The organism is Bacillus sp. GC_Bacil_1, assembly GCF_026540675.1.
Classification (GTDB): domain Bacteria; phylum Bacillota; class Bacilli; order Bacillales; family Bacillaceae_G; genus Bacillus_A; species Bacillus_A cereus.
Genome location: NZ_JALNUG010000065.1, coordinates 1 through 370 on the forward strand (window position 1 = coordinate 1; position 370 = coordinate 370).

Genomic DNA, 370 nt, shown 5'->3' on the forward strand with positions numbered 1-370 from the left:
CAGATGAACAGGCTTTAAAAAGTATTGAAGCTAGTTTTGAAGAGGTAGACGGACGTGGTGGAGGTACTGTCGACAATAAGAAAGTAGATAGTCTTCAACGTTCAGAAGGTATTCATGAAGAAACAGGTACACTAACTGTTCCTAACAATTCAAACAGAACAAAACGTAGTCTGTCTCCCATATCACCTAGCACCTCTAGTACAATAAATGGTGTTCCATTCACGGAATGGATTGTTCCAGCAGGTAACGATAATATTCGTCCTCAAAACTATATGAGTCCAAAGTATATTACAATTCATGAGACTGATAATACAAGTGTAGGAGCAGGTGCTAGAAACCACGCTCAATACCTATATAACCAAGCAGTAGG

1 pseudogene is annotated in these 370 nt (G+C 39.2%); it reads left to right on the forward strand.

What is annotated here, in order from left to right:
* Positions 1–370: pseudogene (locus tag OXT04_RS29650) on the forward strand (S-layer homology domain-containing protein); the annotation flags it as partial.